The organism is Arthrobacter sp. B0490 (assembly GCF_002929355.1).
Classification (GTDB): domain Bacteria; phylum Actinomycetota; class Actinomycetes; order Actinomycetales; family Micrococcaceae; genus Arthrobacter_D.
Genome location: NZ_PJIR01000001.1, coordinates 256,113 through 273,960, shown reverse-complemented (window position 1 = coordinate 273,960; position 17,848 = coordinate 256,113). Strand labels below are relative to the sequence as shown.

Genomic DNA, 17,848 nt, shown 5'->3' with positions numbered 1-17,848 from the left:
ATGGACTTCTCCGAGGTCCTGGGTGCCATCTTCACCTTCGACAACTACGCCCAGCTGCTGCCCCTCGTCCGGAACTCGCTGATCGCCGGGGCGGTGCTCGGCCTGCTGGGCGGACTCATCGGTACCTTCGTCATGATGCGCGACCTCGCCTTCGCGGTGCACGGTATCGCCGAGCTCTCCTTCGCCGGGGCCGCGTTCGCACTGCTCGTCGGGGCCAACGTGGTCGCGGGCTCGCTCGTGGGTTCCGTGCTCGCGGCGCTCGTCCTGGGGGTCATGGGGATCCGTGCCCGCGACCACAACTCGATCATCGGCGTGGTCATGCCCTTCGGCCTCGGCCTCGGGATCCTCTTCCTCGCGCTCTACGAGGGGCGCGCGGCCAACAAGTTCGGTCTCCTCACCGGGCAGATCGTCTCGGTCGACGACGTGCAGCTGAACCTGCTGGTGGGGTGTGCAGCGGTGGTCATCGTCGCGCTGGTGGCGATCTGGCGTCCGCTCACCTTCGCGAGTGCCGATCCCGACCTCGCCGCGGCGCGCGGCGTCCCGGTCCGCGGGCTCTCGATCCTGTTCATGGTCCTGCTGGGGATCTCGGTGGCGCTGTCCATCCAGGTCGTCGGCGCCCTCCTCGTGCTCGCCCTGCTCATCACCCCGGCGGCGGCGGCCCTGAAGGTGACCTCGGCACCCGGGCTCGTGGTCCTCCTCAGCGTCGTGTTCGCGTGCACGTCGGTGGTGGGCGGCATCCTCCTCGCTTTGGGCGGCCGCATCCCGATCAGCCCGTACGTCACGACGATCTCCTTCGTGATCTACCTGGCATGCCGCCTGGTCGGCTCCCGTCGTACGGCGGGCAGATCGCGGGAAGTCGGCACCGCGGGCCCGACGGGGCTCGTGGCAGGCGCGCGGGGCTAGGGCTCGGGGGAGCCGTCCGACGCGTCGACGGCGTCGGCGATGGCCTGCTCCATGGTGTGCAGGAAGCGCGTGACCGTCTCGGTCTCCGCGATCGTCAGTCCTTCCGCCGCGGCCAGGACGCCGCGCTTCTCGACGTCGAAGGCGGTGCGGAACTCGTCCGTGGCGCGGTCACCGGGTTCGAGGATGACGGCACGGCGGTCCACGGGGTGGCGGCGGCGACGGACGAAGCCGGCCTTCTCGAGCCTGTCGATCACGAGGGTCGTCGAGGCGCTCGAGATGCCGAGGGCCAGCGCGAGCTCCTTGGGGCTCGCGCCCTCGTCCCCGTGCCAGACGGCGAGCAGGTGGCGCAGGGCGCCCAGGTCCGTCTCGTTGATGCCGAGCCGCCGGCTGAGGGTCCGGCGCAGGCTGCTCTCCAGGGTGCGGTACGCCCTGAGCGCATTGAGGACGTCCACGCCGGTGGCCGTGCGGCCGGACGCGTCCTGGGCCGCCGGCGGGTACCAGTAGCCGGCACCCTGCTGCGCGTCCGAGGAGGTCATGACTACACCCTAGAGCATCTAGTAGCCAATGCTCCTAGCTATTCGCCCGTACCCGCCGTCTCCCGCGCCGGGAGAACCGGTCAGGCGCCGTCGGGGGGAGCGGGAGCCGGGAAGTCGAGTCCGGACACCGCGAGCCCCAGGGAGCCCAGGAACCGGTGGATCGTGCCGCTCTCCTCGGGCGAGAGCACCGAGACGACGGACATCATGCGCTCATGCATCGCCCCCATGGTCGCTCGGACCTCGTCGTCGGTCGTGGCCGTGGGCCAGATCTCGACGCCCCGCCTGTCGGTGGGGCTCGGTCGGCGCTCCGCGTGTCCGCTCTTCGTCAGGCGATCCACCAGCACCGTCGTGGCCGCCGTCGAGATACCGAGTTCCCGGGCGAGCACGGCCGGGCTGAGGGGCCGTCCCGTCTGTCCCGCCTGGAGCAGGAGGCGCAGGGCTGTCATGTCCGAGCGCCCGAGGTGCATCGAATCCCTGCTGCGGCCGCGCATGGCGATCTCCGCATTCCGGTAGCGTCGCAACGCGTCGGTCAGGGCCTCGAGGTGTTCGTCACCGGGGCCGACCATGTCAGGGCTACCCCGATCCGGGATTCCCGCGTCGGAACCGGCCGCGGTCGGGACCGACGCAGCAGGGACGGAGCGGTCGGAAGGCATGGTCCCAGCGTAGCCCGAGGAGATCGGTGGTCCCCGGGGGGCGGAGCGGTGTCCGGGAGGGTTCCGCATGGGGTATGGTGCGCCGCGCGGCTTCTCAGGGGCGTGCGCGGAGTGCCGAGCACTCAGGGCACAGCCCGTGGATCTCGACGGTGTGGGCCGTGTCGGTGAAGCCGTGGTCCGCGGCTATGCGTGCTGCCCACTGCTCGACGGCGGGAGCCTCGATCTCGACGGCCCTGCCGCAATTCCTGCACAGCAGGTGATGGTGGTGGTGCTCGACGGCACAGCGACGGTAGACGGCCTCGTTGTCGCCGCTGCGCAGCACGTCGACGAGTCCGTCGTCGGCCATGGACTGCAGGATCCGGTACGTCGTGGCGAGGGAGACCGACTCGCCGCGATCCTGGAGCAGCCGATGGAGTTCCTGCGTGCTGACGAAATCGACGAGGTCGTCGAGGGCGGCACTGACGGCCCGGCGCTGGCGCGTGACACGCTGCGCCCCGCCCGCTCCTGCCGACGGCGCTGCTTCGGATGTCGCCTCGGGCGTCATGTCCTACCTTCCCGCGGGCACGAGAGATGCCCTGAACCAGAGTCAAGATTATCAGTGGAGCCGCGGGTAGTCTGGGCGCATGCTGCTGACCAAGTTCACGCACTCGTGCGTGCGTCTCGAGCAGGACGGCTCCGTCCTCGTCATCGACCCGGGCTCCTTCTCGGAGGTCGAGGAGGCCCTCGCGGGCGCTGCGGCAGTCCTCGTCACGCACGAGCACGCCGACCACATCGACGTCGACCGGGTGGTCGCCGTGCTCGCCGCGGACGGGGCGGCCGGGCTCTGGGCTCCGCAGGGCGTCGCGGACGCCGTGACCCGCGCCCTCGGGGACGCCGCGGGTGACCGCATCCACGCGGTGGCCGGCGGCGAGGAATTCTCCGCAGCGGGCTTCGACGTCCGGACGTTCGGCGGTCAGCACGCCCTGATCCACCCGCTCATCCCGCTGGTCGCGAACGTGGGGTTCCTCGTCGGGGGAGCCGTCTACCACCCCGGCGACTCGTTCATCGTGCCGGACGGCATCGACGTCGGGACGCTGCTCGTACCCGTGCACGCGCCCTGGTCGAAACTCGCGGAGGTCGTCGACTTCGTGGCGTCGGTGCGCGCACCCCGCGCGTTCCAGATCCATGACGCCCTGCTGAACGAGACGGGGCTCCGCATGGTCGAGGGTCACGTCACGCGGCTCGGAGGGCGCTACGGGACCACTTTCCGCCACCTGGACGTCCGGGCGAGCATCGAGCTCTGACGGGTTGGTGCGCGGTCCACCGTGTGGTGGACTGGCCTGCATCAGGGCCGGCCGCGGTCACCGCCGCTGTCCGGCCGCCCGTTCCGACAGGAGATCTCGATGAAGACTCTGATGGATGTGCAGGAACTGCAGGACCGGATGACCTCCGGCGCGCAGACGATCCTGCTCGATGTGCGCTGGTCCCTGGGCGACCCCCACGGCCACGAGCACTACCGCGCAGCCCACATACCCGGCGCCGTGTACGTGGACATGGAGACCCAGCTGTGCTCGCCCGGCGGACCGGGTCGGGGCCGCCACCCGCTGCCGTCGGCAGACACCCTGCAGGAAGCGGCCCGGCAATGGGGACTCAACGACGGCGACACCGTGGTCGCCTACGACGACTCCGGCAACCTCGCCGCAGCCCGCCTCTGGTGGCTCCTGCGGGATGCGGGCTTCGCGTCCGTCAGCCTGCTCGACGGCGGACTGACGGCCTGGCGCGCCGCGGGCTTCGACGTCGAGCGGGGGGAGGAGCGCCACTGCGTCGGCTCCGTCCGCCTCGCCCCAGGGCACATGCCCGTCGTCTCGGCCCCGGACCTCCTCGACGGGTCGGTGGCCGACGTCCTGCTCGACGCGCGCGCAGGCGAACGGTTCCGGGGCGAGCAGGAGCCCGTGGACCCCAGGGCCGGCCACATCCCCGGCGCGATCAGCGCGCCCACGGCGGACAACCTCGGGGAGGACCGGCGCTTCCGGCCCGCCGACGAGCTCCGGCGACGCTTCGGCGCCCTCGGTGCCGACCGCGGCCGCGTCGCGGTCTACTGCGGCTCGGGCATCACGGCCGCCCACGAGATCGCGGCCCTGCACATCGCAGGGATCGACGCCTCGCTGTTCCCGGGCTCGTGGTCGCAGTGGTCCACGACGGAGGGCCTCCCCGTCGCGACGGGGGCCTGACTCCGGTCGCTCGAGGACGGGCCGGCGCGGGCATGCGCGCTGGCCCGTTCCCGGGCGGCGCGGTAGCGTCGGGGCATGACCCCAGGACGCCCCGTGCCGCCGCCCCTGCGCGGCGGAGCAACACTGCCCACCGGTCCGGGCGGCACGCCGCCGACCGACGCCTCGGTACGCGACGGAGCAACACTGCCCACCGGTCCGGGCGGCACGCCGCCGACCGACGCCTCGGTGCGCGGCGGAGCAACACTGCCCACCGGTCCGGGCGGCACGCCGCCGACCGACGCCTCGGTGCGCGGCGGAGCAACACTGCCCACCGGTCCGGGCGGCACGCCGCCGACGGACGCCTCGGTGCGCGGCGGAGCAACACTGCCCACCGGTCCGGGCGGCACGCCGCCGACCGACGCCACCCCAGGAGGAACCATGCCCACCCTGTTCACGAAGATCATCGATGGAGAGGTGCCGGGCCGGTTCGTCTGGAAGGACGACGACGTCGTCGCGTTCCTGACCATCGCCCCCATCACGCCCGGGCATACGCTCGTGGTGCCGCGCCGGGAGATCGAGCACTGGCTCGAGGCCGATCCGGAGACCCTGACCCGGGTGATGGCGGTCGCGCAGACGATCGGACGGGCCCAGGAGGCGGCGTTCGGCGCGAAGCGCGTGGGGGTGCTCCTCGAGGGCTACGAGGTGCCCCATCTGCACGTCCACGTCTGGCCCACGCAGTCGCCGCAGGACTTCGACGTCAAGCGCGTCGACCACGCACCCGACCCCGCCGCGATGGACGGTGCAGCCGACGCGCTGCGCACCGCCCTGCGCGAGGCCGGACACGGCGCCTCCGTCCCGCAGTAGGCGGCCCGGCAGGCCGGGGGGCGATCAGGCCACCGACCGGCAGGGCTACCGCGTCGCCGCGAGCGCCTCGTTCAGGGCAGTCCGCACGCGCTTCTCGGACACCGAGTACGCCGTCCCGAGGTCCTGGGCGAACAGACTGACGCGCAGCTCCTCGACCATCCAGCGCACGCGCCTCAGGGCCGCCGGGCGGTGACGCCCGGCCGCAAGGGATGCGACGGCGTCGTCGTACTCGTCCTCCAGGCGCTGGATCACCGCGGTGCCGAGGCCGTCACGCTGCACGTTCGTCGGCAGCTTCTCCAGCCGGATCTCGATCGCGTTCAGGTACCGCGGCAGGTGCGCCAGCTGGGCGTAGCCCGTCGCCGCGACGAACCCGGGGTAGACGAGGTGCTCGAGCTGGCTCCGGACGTCGTTGAGGGCCGTGATCAGGGCGAGGCTGGTGGTGCCCTTCAGCTGCTTCTGGATCCGCCGGGTACTCGACAGCACCCTCTCGACCGTCGCCGTTACCGTGAAGACCGTGTCGATCAGCTCCGCCCGGACGTCCTCGTAGAGCCGGTCGAAGGCCTCCTCGGTCCAGGGCAGCTCCTCGGGGACGAGCTTGTCGATGGCGGCCAGCGAGCAGTCGCGGATCAGCTCCGCGACGCTGCCGTGCGGATTCTGGCTGAACGTGAGCTTCTCGGTATTGCTCAGGTGCTCCAGGACGTACTTCGCGGGGCTCGGGATACGCAGCGACAGCAGCCGGATGATCCCGGCCCGCATGACCGTCGCCTGCTGGCCCGCGTCGGGGAACACCTTCAGGCCCACCGAGGAGCCTTCGTCGACGACGGCCGGGAAGCCCGTGATCCGGTGCCCGGCGACGGTGCGGGAGACCTCGCGCTCGATGGCGCCGAAGACCCATGCCTTCTCGCCCGTCCGCTCGGCGACAGCGGGCGCCTCGGCGACGGCGAGTCCGCCGCGGGAGGCAGGGGCGACGGCAGCATGCCCGCCGGTGTGCCCGCCCGCACGCGGTGCATCCGCTGCCGGTGCGCCGCGTCCTCCCCGCACGGAGGCGGGGCGTCCGTCGTCCCGCCCGGCAGGGCCCGTGCCTCCGCCGCGTCCTCCCCGCCCGGGCCCTCCCGAGGGCCGCGTACTGCCGGGGGTGGCGCCGAGGGACTGCGCGATGGCCCGGCTGACCGCCGGCGCCAGCGCTTCCTTGAGTGCCTCGAGGTCGCGGGACTCGTCGAGCACGCGACCGTCCGCGTCCACGATGCGGAACATCATCAGCAGGTGCTGGGGGACCGCGGACCAGTTCCACGACCCCGACGGGATGACGTGTCCGCGCAGACGCCGGAGCGCGAGTTCGAGGGCCGCCTCGAGATCGTCCTCGGCGGGGTCGAAGTCCGACGCGAGGGCCGCGACGGCGGTGCGCGCGACATCGGGCGCGGGCACGAAGTTCTTCCGCACCTGCTTGGGCAGCGACTTGATGAGGGCGGTGACGAGCTCCACGCGCTGGCCCGGGATCTGCCAGCGGAACGGCTTCGGGTCGAGCTGGTTGAGGAACAGGACCGGGATCGTGACGGTGACGCCGTCGTGCGCCTCCGGTGTCAGCGGCGAGAACTCGTAGGTCAGCGGCAGGTCGAAGCCCGCCTGGTGCCAGGTGCTCGGGAACGCCGCCTCGTCGAGCTCCGCCGCGTCCTCGCTGAGGAGCTGTTCCGGATCGAAGTCGAGCAGGTCCGAGTGCTCCTGCCGGGCCTGCTTCCACCAGGAGTCGAAGTGCCGCTCCGAGACGACCTCGGCACCGATGCGCTGGTCGTAGAACTCGAAGAGCGTCTCGTCGTCGACCCGCAGGTCCCGCCGTCGCAGCCGGTTCTCGAGCTCGTCCACCTCGGCGAGCCGGGCCTGGTTCCTGCTGAAGAACGTGTGGTGCGTCTTCCAGTCACCCTCCACGAGGGCATGGCGGATGAAGAGCTCGCGCGCCACCTCGCGGTCGACGCGGCCGTAGTTGATGCGGCGCTGGGGCACGATCGGCACGCCGTACAGCGTGACCTTCTCGTAGGCCATGACCGACCCCATCTTCCGGGACCAGTGCGGTTCGCTGTAGGTGCGCTTCACCAGGTGCGGGGCCACCTGCTCGGCCCACAGGGGGTCGATACGGGCGACGACGCGCGCCCACAGCCGAGAGGTCTCGACGAGCTCGGCGGCCATGACCCAGTCGGGCGACTTCTTGAACAGCGCCGACCCGGGGAACACGGCGAAGCGGGTCCCGCGGGCGCCCGAGTACTCGCGCTTGCGCTGGTCGTAGAGCCCGATGTTGCCGAGCAGGCCGGAGAGCAGGCTGACGTGGATCTGCTCGTGCAGGCCCACGGGGTCCACGGGACCCGCGGGCAGCGTGATGCCGAGCGGCTTCGCGAGCTGGCGCAGCTGCTGGAAGAGGTCCTGCCATTCCCGGACGCGCAGGTAGTTGATGAACTCGGTGCGGCACAGTTTCCGGAACTGCGTCGAGGAGAGCTCGTCCTGCCGCTCCTGCAGGTAGCGCCACAGGTTGAGATAGGCCGTGAAGTCCGAGTTCTCGTCGACGAAGCGCTTGTGCTTCTCGGCCGCCTGCTGCTGCTTGGCAGGCTGGTCGGCGGAGGGCCGTTCCCGCGGGTCCTGGATGGTCAGCGCGGCCGCCAGGACCATGACCTCCTTCACGGCGCCGCGGGCTCCTGCCTCGACGATCATGCGTCCGAGCCGGGGGTCGACGGGGAGCTGCGCGAGCTTGCGTCCGACGGCGGACAGGCCGCCGTCGTCCTTCAGCGCGCCGAGCTCACGCAGCAGGGCCACGCCGTCGTTGATCGCCTTGGTCTCGGGCGGCTCGACGAACGGGAACTCCGCGATGTCCTTCGGGCTGCGCGTCACGCCCATGGCGGCCATCTGCAGGATGACGGCGGCGAGGCTCGTCCGGAGGATCTCCGGCTCGGTGAACGGCCGCCGCGATTCGAAGTCCTCCTCCGAGTAGAGGCGGATGGCGATGCCGTCGGAGACACGGCCGCTGCGGCCCGACCTCTGGTTCGCTGAGGCCTGCGAGACGCGCTCGATCGGCAGGCGCTGCACCTTGGTGCGATGGGAGTAACGGGAGATGCGCGCGGTGCCCGTGTCGATCACGTACTTGATGCCGGGCACCGTGAGGGAGGTCTCGGCGACGTTCGTCGCGAGCACGATCCGCCGGTGGCTGCCCGTGGGGCGGAACACGCGGTGCTGCTCCTCGAGGGACAGGCGCGCGAACAGGGGGAGGACCTCCGTGCCGCGCAGGCGCGTCGTGGACTGGATCCTGGCCCGCAGCGCGTCCGCGGCGTCGCGGATCTCGCGCTCGCCGGAGAAGAAGACGAGGATGTCGCCCGGTGCCTCCAGCGAGAGTTCGTCGACGGCGTCGCAGACCGCGTCGAGGGGATCGCGTTCCTCCTCGAGTTCGCTGTCCGCCCCGCCCTCGCCGTCGTCGAGCCCGCCCGGCGGCTGGTCGAGCGACCGGTACCGGATCTCCACCGGGTAGGTGCGGCCGGAGACCTCGATGATCGGCGCGGGGGAGGTGTCCTCGATGGCGGCGTCGGCGGCGAAGTGGGCGGCGAAACGCTGGGGATCGATGGTGGCCGAGGTGATGATGACCTTCAGATCCGGCCGCTCGGGCAGGATCCTCCGGAGGTAGCCGAGGATGAAGTCGATGTTGAGGCTGCGCTCGTGGGCCTCGTCGATGATGATGGTGCTGTACTTGCGCAGCATCCTGTCGTGCTGGATCTCGGCCAGCAGGATGCCGTCCGTCATCAGTTTGATCTTCGTCTTGCGGCCCACGGAGCCGGTGAAGCGGACCTGGTAGCCCACCTCCTCGCCGAGCGGCACCTGCAGCTCCTCGGCGATACGCTCGGCGACGGTCCGCGCAGCGAGGCGGCGCGGCTGGGTGTGACCGATCAGGCCGCGCTCCGCCAGGCCGAGTTCGAGGCACATCTTGGGGATCTGCGTCGTCTTCCCGGACCCGGTCTCGCCGGCGATGATGGTGACCTGGTTGGCCGCGATAGCGGCCATGATGTCTGCCCGGCGTTCCGAGACGGGGAGGTCCGCGGGGTAGGAGATTGTCAGTGTCATGGTTGCCTGCCAGTCTAGTTGCTCGCACCAGGCCGTAGGCGGGCGTTCACTGAGGGCTGGGCCCCTGCACGACGGCGTGTCCCGCGGATGCGGGGGTGGGCGTCCCGGCCGACCGGCGCAGGCGGTCGGCGACGACGACGGCGCGCTCGCGCATCTCGGCCGGCTCGAGGACCTCGAAGTCGATGTCCCAGCTGGCCAGGTAGGCGAGCGGGAAGTCGAGCGAGTCGAAGCCGGCGCGGAGAAGCGTATGGTCGGCGCCGTCCGCCTCGAGTGTCCCCGTGCTCGAGGGCACGCGCTGCTCCAGCTCCTCCAGCGGGGCGGCGAACCTGATCACGGCGTCGTAGGAGTAGGGCGAGCGCGTGATCGACTCCTGGACGTAGGCGGCGAGGTCCGCGGCCGGCAGGGGGCGGGGCACGAACCGGTCACGCGCCATCGGCACGCTCTGGCAGCGGTCCACGCGGAAGGTCCGCCAGTCCTCCCGCGAGCGGTCGAACGCCACCAGGTACCAGCGGCGTCCCGTGTCCACGAGGCGGTACGGCTCGACGATACGCCGGGAGGACTCGCCGTCGTGCCGTTCGTAGCGGAAGGCCACGCAGCGGCGCTCGGTGATGGCTGCCGAGAACGCCGTCAGCACCTCGGGGTTCACGGGTGTGCTCGCTGCCGCCATGCGGGTCACTGCCGACCGCAGACCCGAGAAGCGGGGGCGGAGGCGCGGCGGCAGCACCTGCTCCAGCTTCGTGAGGGCCCGCACCGATGCCTCCCCGACACCGGAGACGGGGCTCGCCGTAACGGCCGTGAGGCCGATCGCGACGGCGAGTGCCTCGTCGTCGTCGAGCAGGAGTGGCGGGAGCTGTGCGCCGGCGCCGAGCTGGTAGCCGCCGGCCACGCCGGGCGAGGCATTGATGGGGTATCCCAGGGTGCGCAGTTTCCCGATGTCCCGCCGGACGGTGCGCTCCGTGACGTCCATGCGCTGCGCGAGGGCCGGTCCGGTCCACTCGCGCCGCAGCTGGAGGAGTGAGAGGAGCTGCAGCAGGCGTGCCGACGTCTCGATCATGGCCCCACGGTACGCCGGGACGCGGACAGGACGTGTCCGCAATCGGATCAGGTCGACGAGCGGTGCGCCGTGCCGAGTTGCCGGAGCTCGGCCGCCGACAGGCGCAGCCCGGCTGCGGCCACTGCGGCGCGGACATGGCTCACGCGCGTGGTCCCCGGGATCGGGATGACGCGGACACCGAGTGCCGGCTCGCGGTGGACGCTCGGGTGCAACGCTCAGCAGGTCGAAGCGTTCGACGGTCGTGCAGGCGATCAGGCGGGTTCCTGCTGCCTCGATGTGGCGGATTCCTGGGGCGTCCCGCTCTCCGGCCCCTTCGACAGCGTGAAGATCCCGTAGCGCATCGCACCGGTACGGTAGGCCAGGATCAGGCGGGGGAGGATCAGGACGGAGATGCCGCCGCGTGCGAGGCGGCGGATCTCGCGATCGACGAGGATCGCCTTCACCAGTCGACGGGCGCTGATCGTCCAGGTGCGCGCGACGCGGCGGCTGACATCCTCATAGCCGGCGACCGTGAAGCCCGCCGCCACGGCCATCGCCTCGTACTCCTCACGTGTGCCCATCGAGGGCAGGCGCCCTTCCCTGCAGATCGGCTCGAGCAGATGGCGGACCTTCCAACCGCCGGCATCGGTCTCGGCGAGCCATGCGCAGATGACGAGGCGGCCGCCGGGCGCCAGCACGCGGTGCGCCTCGGCGAAGAACCCGGGCTTGTCGACCATGTGCTCGCTCGACTCGATCGCCCATGCGGCATCGGTCGAGGCATCGGTCATCCCATTGGCGAGCCAGTCGCGGACACGGATGTCCACGTCGGGGACGGGATGCTCGGCGGCGTAGCGGGCCTGCTCGGCGGACAGCGTGAAGCCCGTGACGCGGACCCCGCGCGTCACCGCGAGCAGCCGCGCGGTGGAGCCATAGCCGCAGCCGATGTCGACGCACGCCTCGCCGGGCCGGAGTCGCAGCCGATCACCGACGGTGTCGACGAGTGCCTCGACGGCCTCGGTGGGCGTTTCGCGCCCCGTCACCCATAGCCCGTGATGGACGTGCTCACCCCACACCCGACGATAGATCGGATCGAGGTCGTCGTAGTGATCCGCGACCGCCGCGGCGTTCTGGGAGATATCGGGGACGATCACGCCATCACGCTACAACGCCGATCCAGCCCATCGGAAGGTCTCGGCTCAGGACTTCGTGGCGAGCGATGCGCGGCAGTCGAAGCGGGCCCGATGCCGCCCGGATCGAACAACGCGCGGGCGATCGCACAGGGCTCCACCCAGCCCTTCCGCCTATCAGGAATCCCTCCCTCCGACGACGGCTGTGGACGGCCTCATAGTGTCGGTGGCGGACGGGATGATTCAGGATGGACAGCAGCCCGGATGCTCCCCTCGAAGCCACCTTCGTCGGTGGGTTCTCCCGGCTGGTTGGCGACCCTCCTGCCGCTGTTCCTCCGGTCGCTGCCCCATGTGCTTGCAGTCGGTCTGTCGGCATCCCGCCGGCCCCGGTCGCATCCGCCGGCAATTCATCGGCACCCGGCTCATGGGCTGCTTTCCCGGCCGCGGATGTCCCGTCGGCTGTCGACCCGGCTGCGCGGTTGCGCGCATTGATGAGTGAGCTGGCCTCGCTTCCCACGAGTGGGGGTGGTCCGGAGCTGATCGATGAGTTAGGTGTCCTGGAGAATTTGAAGTCCGCGATCGCCGCTCGGCAGGCCCGGGTGGCTGTCTCCTTCGATGTCGGTGAGCGTCAGTCCGAGGCGCGGGCGGGTGTGCCTGCCTCCGAGCGGGGTCGGGGTGTGGCCGCGCAGGTGGCTCTGGCCCGCCGGGAGGCGCCGACCCGGGGCGGCCGCTTGCTGGGGGTGGCGCGGGCCCTGGTGACGGAGATGCCGCACACGTTGGGCGCGTTGGAGGCCGGGCAGGTGAATGAGTGGCGGGCGATGCTGCTGGTGCGGGAGACCGCGTGCCTGTCCGCCGCGGACCGGTGCGCGGTCGATGAGGACCTCAGCCCCGACACAGGCACGTTCGACGGTGCCGGGGACCGGCAGATCATTGCGGCGGCGAGGGCGGCGGCGTATCGCCGGGACCCGAGGTCGGTGACCGACCGGGCGAGCCATGCCGTCAGGGAGCGGTGTGTGAGTCTGCGGCCGGCGCCGGACACGATGGCGTACCTGACCGCTCTGCTGCCGGTCGCGCAGGGAGTCGCAGTGCTGGCGGCGCTCACCCGGCACGCCGACACCCGCCGGGCAGAGGGGGATACGCGCAGTCGGGGGCAGTTGATGGCGGACGCCCTGGTCGAGCGGACCACCGGGACTCCGGGAGGGTTCTCGCGGGTGGAGGTGCAGCTGGTGATGACGGACCGGACCCTGTTCCAGGGCGACAGTGAGCCGGCCCGGCTGCCCGGGTACGGCGTCGTTCCCGCCGGCTGGGCGAGGGGCCTCCTCACCCCTGCCGACGCAGCTCAGCCCGGTCGGGACCATCAGGTCCGGCTCAGGCGCCTGTACACCGCCCCGGGCAGCGGGGACCTGATCGCGGCCGATTCCCGGGCCCGGCTCTTCACCCCCGGCCAGCGCCGGTTCCTCCAGGCGCGCGATGACCTGTGCCGGACCCCGTACTGTGATGCACCGATCCGCCACTTCGACCACATCGTGCCCTGGCGCGACGACGGGCCGACGAGCCTGGCCAACGGCGCCGGGCTCTGCGAGGCCTGCAACCACACCAAGGAACTCGACGGCTGGGAAGCAAGAGCCCACCCTGACCCCGGCACTCCGCACACCCTCGAGCTCCGCACCCCGACCGGCCACACCTACCGCTCCACGGCCCCGCCTCTCCCGGGCAGCAGCGACGACGAGCGGCGAACCGACAGGCCCGCCCGATCGCCGATACCGGCGGACCACGCGCTGATGCCGCCGGACCGCCCACCGACGCCGGGTCGTGCGCACGACGACCGAAGTGGTCCGGCGCACCCTCGCACCCGACGCTCACGACGGGCTGAACTCCTCTTCGCCTGACCCGGCACGCAGGACGACGGAACTGGCCCTACGCGCGGTGCTGTCCCACCAGCCAGAGCGCCCACGCGGAGAACGCCGCCACGCCGACGGCGACGACCCCAGGACTCGACCCGGCGCCGCCCAGCAGTAACGCGAGCAGGGCCACAGGCTGGGCGACCGCCTGGATGCGGAGGAACGACCACGCGAGCTCCCGCAGTGCGGCTCCACTGATCCACCCGCGCAGTGGGAGCCGCAGGAGCAGGAGGTAGAGGACGAACACGGCGTGGAGCCCTGCCACGAAGACCAGGAGCCATGGTGATCCGGCAGGGACATTCACGGCGTAGGCCACCGCGAGGAGCAGGAGGGACAGGGTCACCAGCCCGATCGACGGGAGCACGGCGGCGCCCGCCGCGACCACGACCGGCAGGACGACCCAGAAGGATCCACTCCAGACCACGGTACCGAGCAGGACGGCCACCAGCGCCGTCGCACACCGCACGGCGGCCAGCGGGACGAGCTCGCCCCGGTCGGGAACCGCGCGGTCGGTAGCACCACGGCCGGGGGTGTGCACCGGACGGGACAGCCTCACGAGGTCCTCCCGCCGCGGGCGCGGTCGGTGATCTCAGCAGCGCCACGTGAGGCGGCCTGTGCAGCGCCGGCAGGACGGCCGACAGAGGCCCCGCGCCTTCCGGCCCGGCGGGCCAGCAGCCGGAAACCGGCGTCGAGGCCCGGGCCGCTCGCGGCGAGGAGGTCCGCGCCGTGCGGTGCGGGGGCGGGTGCTCCGCCCGTCGCCTTCGGCGGGTCCGCCGTGAGTGCCTTGAGCCGGGCATCCGCCGACGCGCCGACGAAGACCGGGATGCCGTCTTTCCGCAGGTCCTCGAGCAGCAGACGGCGACGGAGGAGCGTCAGCCGCACGGCCTGCGCCTGGGCCGTCGTCGTCCCGCCCGACTGCAGCGGCGGCACACAGTCCACGCCGGCCACGAGGTGGCCCTGCGCATGCCACAGGCGCAGCAGACGCGCCGGTTCGGCATCGAGGAAGGCGGAGAACACGACGACGACCGCACCCGGCGGTGGCACGGGATCCCGACGGCGGCGTCGCCGCGGGACCACGGACGTCCCCGCGAGCCGGGCACGGATCTGCTCGAGGTGCCGGGCTCCGCCCGCGGAGCGCAGGGCACGCCGGGTGCCGCCCAGGTCGTCGAGTCCCACCCTGTCGCCCCCGGCGAGGAAGGACGCCGCCACCGTCGTCGCGGCGGCACGCGCGACATGGAGGGAGCCGACCGTGAGGCGCGGACGTCCTGCGGCGAACCAGTCGGCGGTCGTGGCCGGCAGGTCCTGTGCCTGATCGACCACGAGGAGGACGGAGGCCTCCGCATCGGCATAGGAGCGCCGCACCATGAGCCTGTCCTGGTCGGTGGAGCGGCGAGCCGTGGCACGCCAGTCGATCCGCCGCAGCGCATCACCTGGGTGCAGCGGTGCGACCGACCGCAGCTCCGCGCCCTCGCCCGGACGCCTCGACACGTGCGTGCCGGCAAGGCCCACGAGCCGGCGTGACACGGGGCGCGCCAGCGGCACGCCGACCGGCGGGAGGACGCCGATCCGGACCGGCGGACAGGCCACGAAGGCCGAGGACTCGGTGAGATCGGCCGTGAAACGGGTCGCACCGTACGCGAGGACGTCGTGCTCCCCGGACAGCGGCCCGCCCACCAGTAGCGGGCACTCCTCGTCGGACCTCAGGACGACGGCGTCCGGCATGCGTCCGGGCGCGGCGAGGATCGTGGCGACGAGACCTCGGGAGGCCGTGCCGGGTGCCTCCGACGGGGCGATCAGCAGGCGCAGGCGCGGGCCCCGCGCCTCCGTCCGCCGGTCGGCGGAGATGTGCACGGGTGGTCCCCCCGGGACGTGCGGTACGGTGCGCGCAGCCACGGCGAGGAGGGCGAACGGTGCCGCGAGCGCGACGGCGTCGGGGCGGCCGGAGACGAGACCGGCGACGATGCACACCAGCGCGAGGATGGCGGCCAGGGCGACGGCGGCACCCGGGGCGGTCGTCCCGCCCTGGGCCCTACCCCTGACCACGGGGTGCGGTCGACGGCGTGGGTACCTCGGCCAGCACGTCCCCCACCACCCGCTCCGCAGCCACTCCCTGCGCCCAGGAGGACGGCGTCAGGGTGAGCCGGTGGGCGAGGACCGCCACGGCGCCCTCCTTCACGTCCTCGGGGAGGACGAAGGTGCGGCCGTCCAGGACCGCAAGGGCACGGCCGAGGAGGACCAGTGCCTGCGAGCCGCGCGGCGAGGCGCCCACCTCGACGTCCGGATGACGGCGTGTCGCGGCTGTGAGGCGCACGGCGTAGTCGATGACGTCGCCGTCCACGTTCACGGCCTCCACCGCTGTCTGCAGGTGCAGCAGTCCGTCCGCCGTCGTCACCGCCGCGACACGGGTCTCGTCCCGCCGCCGCGCGATACGCCGCGCGATGATGTCCTGCTCGCCGCCGGGGCCGGGATACCCGAACCGGAGGCGGACCAGGAAGCGGTCCAGCTGCGCCTCGGGCAGCGGGTACGTACCCTCGAACTCGATCGGGTTCGAGGTTGCAAAGACGTGGAACGGCCGCTGCAGCGGCAGGGTGGTGCCCTCCACCGACACCTGCGCCTCAGCCATGGCCTCCAGCAGCGCGGACTGCGTCTTGGGGGAGGTCCTGTTGATCTCGTCGGCGAGGAACAGCCCGGCGAAGACCGGGCCGGGCTTGAACTCGAACTCGCGTGTCGCCGGATTGAAGATCGAGGACCCGGTGACATCGGACGGCAGCAGATCCGGGGTGAACTGCAGCCGCCGGAAGTCGAGGCCGAGCGCCTGGGCGAGGGTCTTGGCAGCGAGCGTCTTGCCGAGTCCGGGCAGGTCCTCGAAGAGCACGTGCCCGCCGGCGAGCACCGCCGCGAGCGCCAGCCGGAGCGGGCCCTCGGCACCGACCACGACGGTGCCCGTGCGGTCGAGGACCTCCCGGCCCACGCGGGCGGCATCCTCGGGTCCGAGGTCCCGGGCGGTGTCCGTAGCGGTGTCCGGGGCGGTGTCCCGGGTGGCGAGCGCGTCGGGATCGGCGGTGCTCATGCGGTCTCCTGATGGGGTACGGGCGGTGGTCCCGGGACGCCTGCCGGCGGGGCGACGACGAGCCGTTCGAGTTCGTCGATGATGGTGCCCAGCGCGCGGGGGGCCGGCACGACGGGCCGGGTCTGCGCGGTGAACGCGCGGAGCGCATCGCTGCGCGGCGCATCCGGCCGGGCCGCGGCCACCGTGACCGCGAGGGCGTGCACCTCGAGGACCGCGCGCATTCCGGGCTCCGCCGAGGCCAGCGAGAACTCGAGCGAGTGGATATCGGCGAGGCCGAGGGCGGGTTCGGGCAGCGGGGGCAGGACGGCGCGCGGGACGTCCACGGCCTCGAGGAGTCCGTTCGCGACGCCCGCCGCGATGGCCACGCCGACGAGCGCGACGGCGTGGCGGGTGTCGAGTCCGAAGAACCACCCTGCCGTGAGGGCGAGCCCGGCCAGGACGGCGGTGATGATCCACGCCGAGCGTTTCACCGCGCGCCCGCCCCCGTCCGGCGTGAGGGAAGGGCCGCCGCGAGCTCCCTCACGGAGGTGATCGCGAGCTCCCGCTCGTCCTGACCCAGGGGTACCGCGCAGCCGGTACCGGTCCGGCCGAAGCGGGCCCGCTGGTAGAGGCGGGTGAGGGTCGCCAGGGGAGGGAGGGGCAGTTCGAGGGTGGCGGCCGCGGCGGAGGCGAAGTCCGACGTCGTCTGGGCCGGTGTCCGCCCCACACCGTCCGCTGCGCACAGTCGCTCGAAGTCGAGCCAGCACCGGATCACGGCGTCGGAGGTGTCCGCCTCCTCCGTCAGGAGGGCGTCGGAGGCGTCCGCCCAGGCGGGAAGGGCGTCGGCGGCGAGCGCGGGCAGGTCCTGCGGCTGCAGGTCGGCCTGCTCCAGCAGGCCGTCCTCGGCCGCCTGCTGCACGCGGAACCGCAGCAGGAACCTCACCAGGAGGGCGAGCACCGCCATGCCCAGGATCAGCAGGGCCCCCACGGCCCAGTCGCCACTGATCTCGAGGCGCTCCCCGTCGGGCGACGGTTCGGGGGTGCCCGTGGCGGACGGCGTGGGCGCGCCCTCCGGTGCCCGGACGGCGGACGGGGGCTCCACGACGGGGTCCGCCGAGAAATCACCCATGAAGCCGGCCGCAAGCACGGCGAGCACGAGCATGATCACGGTCAGGACGATGGGAGCGGCCGGTGCCGCGCGCCGCGGGCTGCCCTTCGTCCCCACGTTTCCCCCGCCGATAGGTGCCGATGCGGTCCCCGGGGCCGCGTGCTGGAGAGCCTACCAAAAGCAGAACCGCCGCCGGCCTGGTGGCCGACGGCGGTGGACTCTGCGTGAGTCTGGGTGCCCTCGATAGGATTCGAACCTACGACCTTCTGCTCCGGAGGCAGACGCTCTATCCCCTGAGCTACGAAGGCAGACACGGGTGTTTCCGTGCCCGTTAGGGACTCGTAGAGCTTAGCAGGTGCGGGTCGGGTCGGGGAAACGCCGGACGCTCTCCGG

The 17,848-nt window shown here is 72.2% G+C and carries 17 protein-coding genes and 1 tRNA gene; 5 read left to right on the top strand and 13 right to left on the bottom strand.

Annotated features, from left to right (window positions below):
* On the top strand, positions 1-903 hold the full coding sequence (locus CXQ97_RS01300) for a metal ABC transporter permease (RefSeq protein WP_104179036.1): 903 nt from the start codon (positions 1-3) through the stop codon (positions 901-903).
* On the opposite strand, the gene CXQ97_RS01295 is transcribed toward CXQ97_RS01300, so the two are convergent.
* The 3 genes from CXQ97_RS01295 to CXQ97_RS01285 form a co-directional block, all read right to left on the bottom strand.
* Positions 900-1,439 (bottom strand): MarR family winged helix-turn-helix transcriptional regulator, encoded by a 540-nt coding sequence (locus CXQ97_RS01295; RefSeq protein WP_104179035.1) that lies wholly within the window; start codon positions 1,437-1,439, stop codon positions 900-902. The two genes, CXQ97_RS01300 and CXQ97_RS01295, sit on opposite strands and share 4 nt — an antisense overlap.
* A gap of 80 nt (positions 1,440-1,519) precedes the next feature.
* On the bottom strand, positions 1,520-2,092 hold the full coding sequence (locus tag CXQ97_RS01290) for a MarR family winged helix-turn-helix transcriptional regulator (protein WP_181034934.1): 573 nt from the start codon (positions 2,090-2,092) through the stop codon (positions 1,520-1,522).
* Between the two features lie 94 nt (positions 2,093-2,186).
* A complete protein-coding gene (locus CXQ97_RS01285) occupies positions 2,187-2,636 on the bottom strand; it encodes a Fur family transcriptional regulator (protein ID WP_104179033.1) in 450 nt (149 codons plus the stop codon).
* Positions 2,637-2,715: 79 nt separating this feature from the next.
* Here CXQ97_RS01285 and CXQ97_RS01280 point away from each other — a divergent pair, with 79 nt between their 5' ends.
* The 3 genes from CXQ97_RS01280 to CXQ97_RS01265 all read left to right on the top strand — a co-directional run bounded on the left by CXQ97_RS01280 (position 2,716) and on the right by CXQ97_RS01265 (position 5,145).
* A complete protein-coding gene (locus CXQ97_RS01280; RefSeq protein ID WP_104179032.1) occupies positions 2,716-3,375 on the top strand; it encodes an MBL fold metallo-hydrolase in 660 nt (219 codons plus the stop codon).
* 99 nt (positions 3,376-3,474) lie between these two features.
* On the top strand, positions 3,475-4,302 hold the full coding sequence (locus CXQ97_RS01275) for a sulfurtransferase (protein ID WP_104179031.1): 828 nt from the start codon (positions 3,475-3,477) through the stop codon (positions 4,300-4,302).
* Positions 4,303-4,719: 417 nt separating this feature from the next.
* Complete coding sequence (locus CXQ97_RS01265; protein ID WP_104179030.1) at positions 4,720-5,145, top strand: HIT family protein; 426 nt, start codon at positions 4,720-4,722, stop codon at positions 5,143-5,145.
* 45 nt (positions 5,146-5,190) lie between these two features.
* On the opposite strand, the gene hrpA is transcribed toward CXQ97_RS01265, so the two are convergent.
* From hrpA to CXQ97_RS01250, 4 genes are read right to left on the bottom strand one after another with little or no spacing between them, the layout of a single operon-like run.
* Entirely contained in the window at positions 5,191-9,237 is a 4,047-nt protein-coding gene (gene hrpA / locus CXQ97_RS01260) for an ATP-dependent RNA helicase HrpA (RefSeq protein ID WP_104179029.1), read from the bottom strand.
* A 46-nt stretch (positions 9,238-9,283) separates the two neighbouring features.
* The gene (locus CXQ97_RS01255; RefSeq protein WP_104179028.1) at positions 9,284-10,291 is read right to left on the bottom strand and encodes a YafY family protein; all 1,008 of its coding nucleotides are present in this window, start codon (positions 10,289-10,291) and stop codon (positions 9,284-9,286) included.
* Between the two features lie 47 nt (positions 10,292-10,338).
* Positions 10,339-10,503, bottom strand: a complete 165-nt coding sequence (locus CXQ97_RS20040) for a hypothetical protein (RefSeq protein ID WP_219815372.1) — start codon at positions 10,501-10,503, stop codon at positions 10,339-10,341.
* Between the two features lie 39 nt (positions 10,504-10,542).
* Complete coding sequence (locus CXQ97_RS01250; protein ID WP_104179027.1) at positions 10,543-11,421, bottom strand: class I SAM-dependent methyltransferase; 879 nt, start codon at positions 11,419-11,421, stop codon at positions 10,543-10,545.
* Positions 11,422-11,888: 467 nt separating this feature from the next.
* On the opposite strand from CXQ97_RS01250, the gene CXQ97_RS01245 reads away from it, so the two are divergent.
* A complete protein-coding gene (locus tag CXQ97_RS01245; protein WP_104179026.1) occupies positions 11,889-13,286 on the top strand; it encodes an HNH endonuclease signature motif containing protein in 1,398 nt (465 codons plus the stop codon).
* 28 nt (positions 13,287-13,314) lie between these two features.
* Here CXQ97_RS01245 and CXQ97_RS01240 read toward each other — a convergent pair whose 3' ends face one another.
* The 6 genes from CXQ97_RS01240 to CXQ97_RS01215 all read right to left on the bottom strand — a co-directional run bounded on the left by CXQ97_RS01240 (position 13,315) and on the right by CXQ97_RS01215 (position 17,763).
* Complete coding sequence (locus CXQ97_RS01240) at positions 13,315-13,854, bottom strand: hypothetical protein (protein WP_104179025.1); 540 nt, start codon at positions 13,852-13,854, stop codon at positions 13,315-13,317.
* Positions 13,851-15,341, bottom strand: a complete 1,491-nt coding sequence (locus tag CXQ97_RS01235) for a DUF58 domain-containing protein (protein ID WP_104179024.1) — start codon at positions 15,339-15,341, stop codon at positions 13,851-13,853. Before CXQ97_RS01235 ends, CXQ97_RS01240 begins: the two co-directional genes overlap by 4 nt.
* Positions 15,328-16,368 (bottom strand): MoxR family ATPase, encoded by a 1,041-nt coding sequence (locus tag CXQ97_RS01230; protein ID WP_104179023.1) that lies wholly within the window; start codon positions 16,366-16,368, stop codon positions 15,328-15,330. Before CXQ97_RS01230 ends, CXQ97_RS01235 begins: the two co-directional genes overlap by 14 nt.
* Positions 16,365-16,838, bottom strand: a complete 474-nt coding sequence (locus tag CXQ97_RS01225; RefSeq protein WP_104179022.1) for a hypothetical protein — start codon at positions 16,836-16,838, stop codon at positions 16,365-16,367. Before CXQ97_RS01225 ends, CXQ97_RS01230 begins: the two co-directional genes overlap by 4 nt.
* The gene (locus CXQ97_RS01220) at positions 16,835-17,572 is read right to left on the bottom strand and encodes a DUF4129 domain-containing protein (RefSeq protein WP_104179021.1); all 738 of its coding nucleotides are present in this window, start codon (positions 17,570-17,572) and stop codon (positions 16,835-16,837) included. The genes CXQ97_RS01225 and CXQ97_RS01220 overlap by 4 nt, the downstream gene beginning before the upstream one ends.
* A gap of 118 nt (positions 17,573-17,690) precedes the next feature.
* Positions 17,691-17,763, bottom strand: a tRNA-Arg gene (locus CXQ97_RS01215).
* Between the last annotated feature and the right edge of the window lie 85 nt (positions 17,764-17,848).